The following is a 9,977-nucleotide window of genomic DNA, read 5'->3' as shown; positions in this document are numbered from 1 at the left end:
ATGGGAGTGAGTTTTTGGTGGGCGGATCCAATGCGACCTGCAAGCGTTTGATACCCGTGATCTGGTCATTTTTTTCCATTACACTTTCAAATTTTTCCACAGCGGATGTGCGTTGTGTGGATTACAATAATGCCGGGGGGTATTGGTTTATCGGCGGAACCTCGGCCAAGCTAAACCGTTACAATGGATCAAGCACCGGCGATGAGTCGGGGAATCTGATTAAATACGGGACCTCGACCATCAATTGTGTAGGCTGGTCGGGGGAACACTGGGTGATCGGCGGTGATGATGCCCGTATCAATAAATACGGTCCTCTATATTCCTCGCCGGCACAGGCACAATCCGTTACCATTGCCACCACTGGGAATTATTGGATATTGGCAACCTTGACGGCCGACGAGACGTTAAACGGGCAGATGATTACCTATTATCTTTCGCCGGACGGGGGGAGCAATTGGGAGGAAGTATCTTCGGGTATTTCCCACACGTTTGCCAATTTGGGGACCGATCTGCGTTGGCGTGCAAATTTTTCAAGCAATGATCCGGGTGTGACTCCGCGTTTAAATGGGTTGGTGATTGCGTACTACGAGCCCACGCCTACTTCAACCGTGACCCCGACTCATTCGGCTACATTAACCCCCACCCCGACGCAAACTGCCTCGCCCACCCAATCGGCAACCTATACAGCCAGCCCGACCGCCACACCGACATTCACATGTACTGCCACGCCGACCGCGACGCCGACGTATACGGCCACACCGACTTATACGCCGACGTACACTGCCACGCCGACCGCGACCCCGACGTATACTGCCACGCCGACCACCACGCCAACCTATACAGCCACACCGACACTGACGGCGACCGGAACAAACACACCGACGTATACCGCGACCCCGACTTATACGCCGACGTATACTGCCACGCCGACGCATACGCCGACGTACACTGCTACGCCGACCGCGACCCCGACGTATACGGCCACGCCGACGCATACGCCGACCTATACCGCGACCCCGACGTATACTGCCACGCCGACGCACACGCCGACGTATACTGCCACGCCGACTTATACGCCGACGTATACTGCCACGCCGACTTATACGCCGACGTATACTGCCACGCCGACTTATACGCCGACGTATACTGCCACGCCGACTTATACGCCGACGTATACCGCGACCCCGAGTGCAACACCGACTGTGACCGCAACCGCCACCCCGACTTATACGCCGACGTATACCGCGACCCCAAGTGCGACGCCGACTGTGACCGCAACCGCCACCCCCAGTGCGACGTTTACAGCTACGCCGACCTCAACGCCGACTGCCACCCCGACCCCCACCGCGACACCTTCTGCGACGCAAACCCCGACGCAAACGCCGACGGCCACGCCCACTGAGACGTATGCCTCCCTGGTGGTTGCAGCGCCGGTTGGTGTGACTGCCGGATCCGCGTTTGGCATCACGGTTACAGCATTAAATCAATGGGGTGCTACTGCCACGACCTATCGGGGAACAATCCAATTTACCTGCACGGATGGCGATAGTGCGCTTCCGCCCGACTATCTGTTTACTGCCGGAGATCAGGGTGTGCATTTTTTCCCCAATGTTGTGCTGGTCAACCAGGGAACGCAGCGGTTGACGGCGACTGATACTGTTATGCCGGCGGTGACCGGGTTTGCCGACATACAAGTTGGCGGCGGCAGTGCGGTCTCTTTCACCATTTCCGCGCCGGCAGAGGCCTGGGCCGGTCAAGCGTTTGCAGTAAGTGTTACCGCCCGGGATCAATTTAATAATATTGCTATCAATTACCAGGGTACGGTTTTCTTTACCTCTACCGATCCGGCGGCCAATCTGCCACTGGATTATATATTCCAGCTAAGCGATCAAGGCGTGCGTTTGTTTATGGTGACAATGAATACTTCGGGAATCCGGAGTGTTAGTGCGACCGATACAGTGACTTCGAGTATTACCGGGACTTCGAACAATATTACAGTGCATGCTTTTATGGTTGACCATTTTGAAATTCAAGCCCCGGCCAATGCCAATGAGGGCCAGCCGTTCACGATTCAGGTGACAGCCAAGGATGTTTATGACAATACGGTCATTAATTATTACAGTACAGTGACCATCACTTCCTCTGATGCAGCGGCCGCATTGCCGGCCAATTATACCTATCAGGTCTCGGATTTTGGATCGCGTATTTTCTCCCTCACACTGAATACAGGCTCGCCGACCGGTACCAACCAGACCTTGTGGGTCAGAGACACAGTTGCCAATACAATTACCGGTAATGCGATTGTCAATGTAATCTCAGGCGCGGCTTTGTATTCACAACCCATGCTGCTCACATCCTATCTGCCAACTGAGTTGGAGTACAGTTACGTCTATGTCGAGATTGCCAATGAAGGTCCGGCCGGAGCTGCTTTCCCAAACAATGCCTATTTGGAATACGATGTCTTTATTCCTTCCCAATCCTCATCCTTTTATTGCGGTTTGGATATTACCGGAGCATTTGGAACCTTGCGTGATTACGGACAGGCTACGCAAACGTATATTGTGGATCAAAATGGTGTTCGCTCACATCCTTCTTTTTATGTAGGCGATTATGCCAATGGTCAGTGGTACCACCGCCGGTTTGACATAGGCGCCTTGGGCGGCCAGTCTTACCGCTATATTTACCTGTCACAGGATACGGGCAACCGGGGCTGGAACGGGGCGCCGTCTAACCGCATGGGCACTTTCAATGCGTATTTTGACAATGTGCGTTTCACTAATTCTTCCGGACAGACAATTTCCACCATCTTCTCGGATGACGACACTTTACCGCGCGGCGGCGTGGTCGCGGAATGTAATGCAATTGCTACCGGAACTTCTTGGCGCGGCGGGGATGTAGCACCAACCAATAATTATGCTTATGTGACAGAAAATTTTGATGTTTTTGCCAATCCTGATTCAGGCATCGTAGCGGACAACACTGACCGCTCTTTTCTCTCGGTTACCATGACCGCGGCTGATGATAGTACGGCTGTGGGATATGCGTTGGCCGGTTTCACGACCAACCGCTCACAAGATACTGTGGACATGGGATATATCGCGCCGGAACAAGCAGGACTGACTGATTACAGCTCAGGATTGGTAACTGCCACGGTCAAATCCGTTGCTGCCGGATCTTCACAAGTGGCTTTCCAGGCGGGACCGTTTGTAAAATATCTTAATGTGAATTTTGATTCCGATAGCGCCGGCCAAATCGATATTGAACCTGATCTGGTGAGTGTTTTGACCGAACAGAGTGCGTTGATTAATGTTCAGGTGGAAGATGGCAATGGCAACTTTATTTCCGATGCGCGCGGCATAACCTTAACCTCGACATCCGGCACAATGGAATTTTCCAGTGACGGAACTATCTGGACATCCCAGCTTTTGATTACACCTTTGACACCGGTAAACTTGCTTTTCCGTGATGCGGCTGCCGGATCTTCAACCATTACGGCCCAGGCCACCGGGTTGACCTCAGGGACCGCGTTGGCAGTGGTCAACAATGCGCCGGCCGATCACCTGGCTGTAGTGCCGGTTGATTCGACCACCACAGCCGGCATTCCTTTTGCAATTACGATTCAGGCTAAAGACAGTAGCAACAATTTGACCTATGCGACTGATTTGGTGAGCTTGACATCCAGCTCGGTAACTATGGAATTTTCAGATGACCAGGGAAGTACATGGCATACCTCGGTTTCCATGAATCTGGTGAACGGAACAGGCTATGTATGGTACCGCGATACTGTGGTTGCGATTGGCACCACGCTTTGCGCTTCGGCCGGCGGCATTACCAGTGGTCTGGCGTATGCCACTATCATACCCAATGTGCCGGCCATATTGACAGCCTGGTCAGCGCATAGTGCTGTCTCGCCCCCCGGCGCTTCGACCACGATTACCGCCCGGGTGACCGATGCTTATGGTAACCGGATTGAGGATCGCTGGATCGGTTTTGTGGCCACTGCCCAAGGCGGGACCGCGACCATGGATTCGAGCGGGAGCAGTACCAATGCGCAGGGGGAGACGACTTCCAATTTGATTACCAGCACAACGGCAGGCAATAATTATGTGGTTGTCAGTTCGCCGGGATTACAGTCATTTACAGTGACAGTGTCGGGATCGTTGGTAGCGGACGAAATCCTTCTGCTGCCCAATCCCATGTCAATGCCGGCAGGTTCGGAAAGAACACTCTATGTGCGCTCGATTTACACCAGTGGCGGCCAAACTTATTATGCGCCGCCACCTAGTGGGCAGGATCAGGTTTTGTTGTACACCTCGGCCTGGTCAATCGGACAGGATGTGGAATATTCCGACGATTCCGGCAGTAATTGGTATGGCAGTCTGACCGTGACACTGGATGCCGGCGGCTATGCCGATGTGCTGGTACGCAATTTTGTGCCCCAGCATTGCACGATTACTGCACATGAAACCACTAGCAATCTTGTGGATGATACTGACCTGGTGAGTGTCTCAACCGGCTACTTCCTCAGGGTTTGGCCTATGGATAATATTTCAGTAGCTGCGGGAAATACGGTGGGTGTGACAGCCCAGATGGTGGACCAGGACGGCAATTCGGTTACCAGCGTTGAGTATGGCGCCGGGATTGCCAATGTGCCGATTACTTTCAGCACAACCAATGGCTCTTTGAGTGCTTTAAATACAACGCTTGATACTGATGGCCAGGCATTTACTGTTTTAACTACACAAATAACCAATGGGATTGCGCATCAAGTGAGCGCCTCTTCGGACAACCCCACCATGGACGGAACAAGCGGCATCATTACTACTGTTCCCAGCGTAAGCTTTACCCTGACGACGCCCGGCGATGTCATGCAGACCTGGCCCTTTACTTTTCAGGTGCGTGCGCGTGATGCTTTTGGCCAGACAGTGAGTGATTATACGGGTACGGTTCATTTTACATCGACGGATGGTGCCGCAGGACTTCCGACTGACTATACCTTCCTGATCGGCGATGGTGGGGTGAAAATTTTTACAGCAACCTTGAATACTGCTGCTGGACCATTTGTGATTACTTCAACAGATACCGTGGATAGTGATATCACAGGGACATCATCACCAATTACGGTCGGTCCACCACCGACCCCGACTGCGACTGCCACCATGACTGCTACGCCAACTTATACTGCCACACCAACTTATACCCCGACGCCGACGGCCACGCCGACCTATACTGCAACACCGACGCATACACCAACGTATACGGCGACCCCGACCGCGACGACTACACCGACACATACGCCGACGGCCACGCCGACGTGTACAGTGACCATGACCCATACCCCGACCGCGAGCCCGACATATACGGCCACGCCGACGGCGAGCCCGACATATACAGCCACGCCGACGGCGAGCCCGACATATACTGCCACGCCGACGGCGAGCCCGACATATACAGCCACGCCGACGGCGAGCCCGACATATACAGCCACGCCGACCGCGAGCCCGACATATACAGCTACTCCGACCGCGAGCCCGACATATACGGCTACTCCGACCGCGAGCCCGACGTATACGGCCACTCCGACCGCGAGCCCGACATATACCGCCACTCCGACCGCGACGCCGACGTATACTGCCACCTTGACCGCGAGCCCGACATATACGGCTACTCCGACCGCGAGCCCGACATATACGGCTACTCCGACCGCGAGCCCGACATATACCGCCACTCCGACCGCGAGTCCGACATATACCGCCACTCCGACCGCGAGCCCGACATATACCGCCACTCCGACCGCGACGCCGACGTATACTGCCACCTTGACCGCGAGCCCGACGGTTACACCGACCCCGACTGCGACCATGACTTTTACCACTACCCGGACCGCAACTCCGACCGCTACGCCGAGTCAAACCATCACGCATACTGCCACGCCCAGTCCTACCATTACAATGACAGGAACCATTACAATGACAACAACGCATAGTCCTGTTTATACGCCGACCATCACACCGACAATTACCATGACGCCGACAATTACCATGACTGCAACGATTTCGCCAACGCTGACTATTACTGAAACCGCCAGCGCAACACCCAGTTGGACAACCACCAATACCCATACGCCAACCCTGACCCTGACTCCAACTGCGACAGTTAGTCAGACCCAAACAATGACATTGACAATGACGCCCACCTTTACGATTTCACCGACTTCGACCATTACGCCTACACCCTCCGTAACGCAGACGATTATACCTACGCCAATGCATTCCATAACTGTAACCGCAACTATTTTACAATCCCCGACGTATACCCCGACGCCCTCACCTAGTTTGACGCCGCACCCGGAAAGGGAACTACTGGTGTATCCCAATCCGTTTAACCCTGAAAAATCATTTGGTAATGTTCTGAAATTTGAAAATGTACCTGACCGGGCAAAGGTGAAGATTTTTACGATTACCGGTGAGTTGATCAGAAGTTATACTGGAAACGGTCGCCGTATTACCTGGGATGGAAAAAATGAATCCGGTTCCGATAGTGTCCATGGAGTTTATTTGTATATTATTTATAGACCGGATGGCGAAAAAGATATCGGGAAGATATTCCTGGTTCGATAGATAATTATTTACTAAAAAAGGAGAGGGGTATTTTTACTTTTCTCCTTTTTTAGTTTTTATGGAATTATTTAGTTCGAGAATAGTATGAGGTGAACAGGGTTGGAATGCCTAAAAATTAAGGCATTATGCAATTGGGATTTACGAAAATAGGGAATCTATTGTTGTTTTTTATTTTAAAAGTATCGCACACTGAATTTTATGAGTTTTAAAAATAGTAGCTGTTCAATCAATAAAAACTAAGGAGGGGATTATAAAAAAGAAGAAAAGAGTTTAAAAATTTTTTTTGGTATTAATATTTGTTTTAGAATGCCGAAAAATACATATAATAAGTAGTTTTAGAATTGACATTATAATTGCATTCTGTATAATTGAATGATGTTAATTCCTTCTGAACCATAATGTCAAATAATTTGAAAGGAATAAGGCCAATGCCAGAAACTAAATTACTAAGGCATATTTTATGCTCATTTAAAACATGTGTGCTGATGGGTCTGTTATTTTTTGCAACAACCATGAGTGCAACAGCGGCGAATCGGCTGATGATTGTTGCGCCAGGTGAGATTTACACACATGGCTCGGGTTTTTCAGGGAGTGCTAGTGACCAGATTGCGGATGTTTCTTTTAATCTGGAAATAGGCTCGATTGATGATTCGAGTTGGAATTATATCACAACGTATGCCTTGGTGACGATGACAGCAACCAGTTCGGCCACCTTCAATCCTGCATCAGGTGCACAAAATTTGGACCAGGATACGCCGGTTAACAATTGCAGGTATACGCCTTTTGTGACAACGCTTTCCCCCGGATCAACCGCTGATGTGACCATTTCAACCGGGACCAACAATCCGGTCGGCATTCAGGTGGGAACCAAGCTCGTTCATGTTTTTTACTGGGATAAATTTTCGTATACATTGCCGGGCACGTGGACTGCGGGTGATGTTTATTATGTGACGGTCACAGCCCGCGACAATGCCAATGCTACTGTCACGCCTTTTAATGGGACCGCCTCTTTCCGGGCACTCAACGGCGGTGTCAATGGTGCCAACACCGGCACATTGGATACGGTTTCTTTTACCAATGGTGTCGGGTATCCCAGAATTCAACTTTTTTATGGTGGCGGCGGTATTCAACTGCAAGCCACCAGTTTTTCTCCCGATCCGGGAACAGTTACCGCCACAACATCTTCAAGTTTCACAGTCAGCGCCGGTGCTGCGAGTCGTTTTGTTGTGATGGGACCCGGTCAAACAGCACGTGAGGGGGAGGATGGCGGAAGCGGTGTGACCGGCAGCATCAGTACCCAGACCGTGGGAACGCCATTTGCAGCCGATGTTTATGCATGTGATGCATACTGGAACCGCGTTTCGTCAACTGCTGCGGTAGCACTCGGCGCGACGGACCTGGGGTTTGGCGGGTCTATCACCGGGCCGGCTAATTTGACTGCCGGTGTTGCAAATTATACAGTTGATTTGCGCAGGGTGCTTACGGGCAGCCAAATACTCACGGCAACCGGTGGTTTGACCTCGGATACTGAAACCGTGCCTTTGACGCACGCGGCACATGCATCCTTTGGATTTAGCACAATTGCATCACCGCAGTATGCGGGCACGGGTTTTTCATTGGTGGTAACAGCCTATGATGCTTATGGGAATACATGTACATCGACCGGCGGTGTGACCGGACCGGTTAGTTTGGTTGCCAATTCAGGCGGCGATTTTGATGCCAGCTCCTATTCACCTAATTCGATTGCAGGTTCGGAGTTTGATAGTGACGGTAATTGGACAGATACCTATACCATCTATCGTACCGGGTTCACTATTGGAATCAGAGCGGACAATGGCGTAATTGACGATGATTCAGGAACATTTAATGTTGAAGCGAGCCAGACGACTTCGCTTTACCGCTACATTATTATTATGCCGGGTCAGTCGTATCATCCTGGAGAAAACCAAGGAGATGGTTTCGGGCGGTCAGGCTCGCCCAATGATGTGACAGCGGGCAGCACAGTTCCTGTTGTGGTGTATGCAACAGATTTATACGGTAATCAATTAACCAGTGGTACTTATTCGACCGGCGATATCAATAACAGTTTGGAACGGACAGATGCAGGCGCAACGCTCCCTGCGACCGAGACATTGGCAAATGGTACAACGAGTTTTAATATGGTTTTAACCACAGCTTACAGCGGATCAAACCAACAACAATTACAGTGCACAGGTGCGGCCCCGATCCCGGGACAATCGAATTATTTTAATGTTTTGGCGACCTCGTTGGATCACTTCACAGTTGGGAATATTGGCGGGACGCAGACGGCAGGCTCGGCTTTCAATGTCAATATCTCAGCTCGTGATGAATATGAAAATATTGTTACATCCTTTACCGGTCCGGTGTATGTGACCTGTCCTGATTTGGATTATCATAATCCTGAACAATCGGTATTATCCGTACCGACCTACGGGACCGCGACAGGTGTGACCTGGACAGTCAGTTCGGGGTTTTCAAGTGGTGTCTGGTCGCATAATATGCTGGTTTATCGTGCCGGTACGGATGTTGAAATTTCAGTATCGCAAAATGCAGATGGTACGGGCATCGTCGGAATTAGTTCATCCTTTGACGTTAATGCAAATACACATCAAAAGGTGTTTATGATTGTGCCGGGTTTGGAATACCGGCCCGGCGTGGGTGGCGGCGATGGCAATTCTTTGGGCGGTTATTACGGGACCCCGGATGCGCAGCAGTTGGGAACAGCGTTTTATGTCACTGTTTACGCCACGGATGATTGGTGGAACCAGATTAGCTCTACCGGGCCTTTTGATATGGAAAGTGACCCGATTACAACCAATATTCATAATACGGACTGGAATTTCAATGCGGGGAATACGATTGTCGCAGTGGTTTTTAATGCTGCTGATTCCTACAAGTTGACAGCTGACTATGATATAGCGGGTATTGATGATTATACATCCCCGTATTTTATAACATCCATTACCATTAATCGATTTGTGTTGACCGGTTACGGTGCAGCGAGTCTGCCGAACAATCTGACTTCGGGTGTGCCATTCAACCTCTCGATTACAGCGTATGCTGATGCCGGGTCGACTATTGCGATTACATTCAATGGACAGGCCAATCTGGTTACATCGGCTGATTATGAGGAACCGTTTAGGGTTATCAGTCCGCAACGCGTCACATTTACCAATGGTATTTGGTACGGCCAGGCAACGATTTACCGGGCTTTTTCCGGTGTGAATATGCAGTGCCAACTGGGAACTGTGCCTTCGGTTGTCGGCGTAAATCCCACGGTCTATCACAATGCAGCCAATCGTATGTTGGCTTTGGCAACCGGGATGACACCCAAAC

The 9,977-nt window shown here is 51.0% G+C and carries 2 protein-coding genes; both read left to right on the top strand.

Annotated features, from left to right (window positions below):
• The first annotated feature begins 17 nt into the window (after positions 1–17).
• A complete protein-coding gene (locus K8S19_13510) occupies positions 18–6,620 on the top strand; it encodes a hypothetical protein (protein ID MCD4814695.1) in 6,603 nt (2,200 codons plus the stop codon).
• 485 nt (positions 6,621–7,105) lie between these two features.
• The coding region (locus tag K8S19_13505) for a hypothetical protein (GenBank protein MCD4814694.1) at positions 7,106–9,977 on the top strand (2,872 nt) is incomplete at its 3' end.

The sequence above is a fragment of the bacterium genome (genome assembly GCA_021108215.1).
Lineage (GTDB): Bacteria > Oederibacteriota > JAAXVQ01 > JAAXVQ01 > JAUVAV01 > JAIORK01.
The sequence above is the reverse complement of the archived record's forward strand: the minus strand, read 5'-3'. Positions and strand labels throughout refer to the sequence as shown.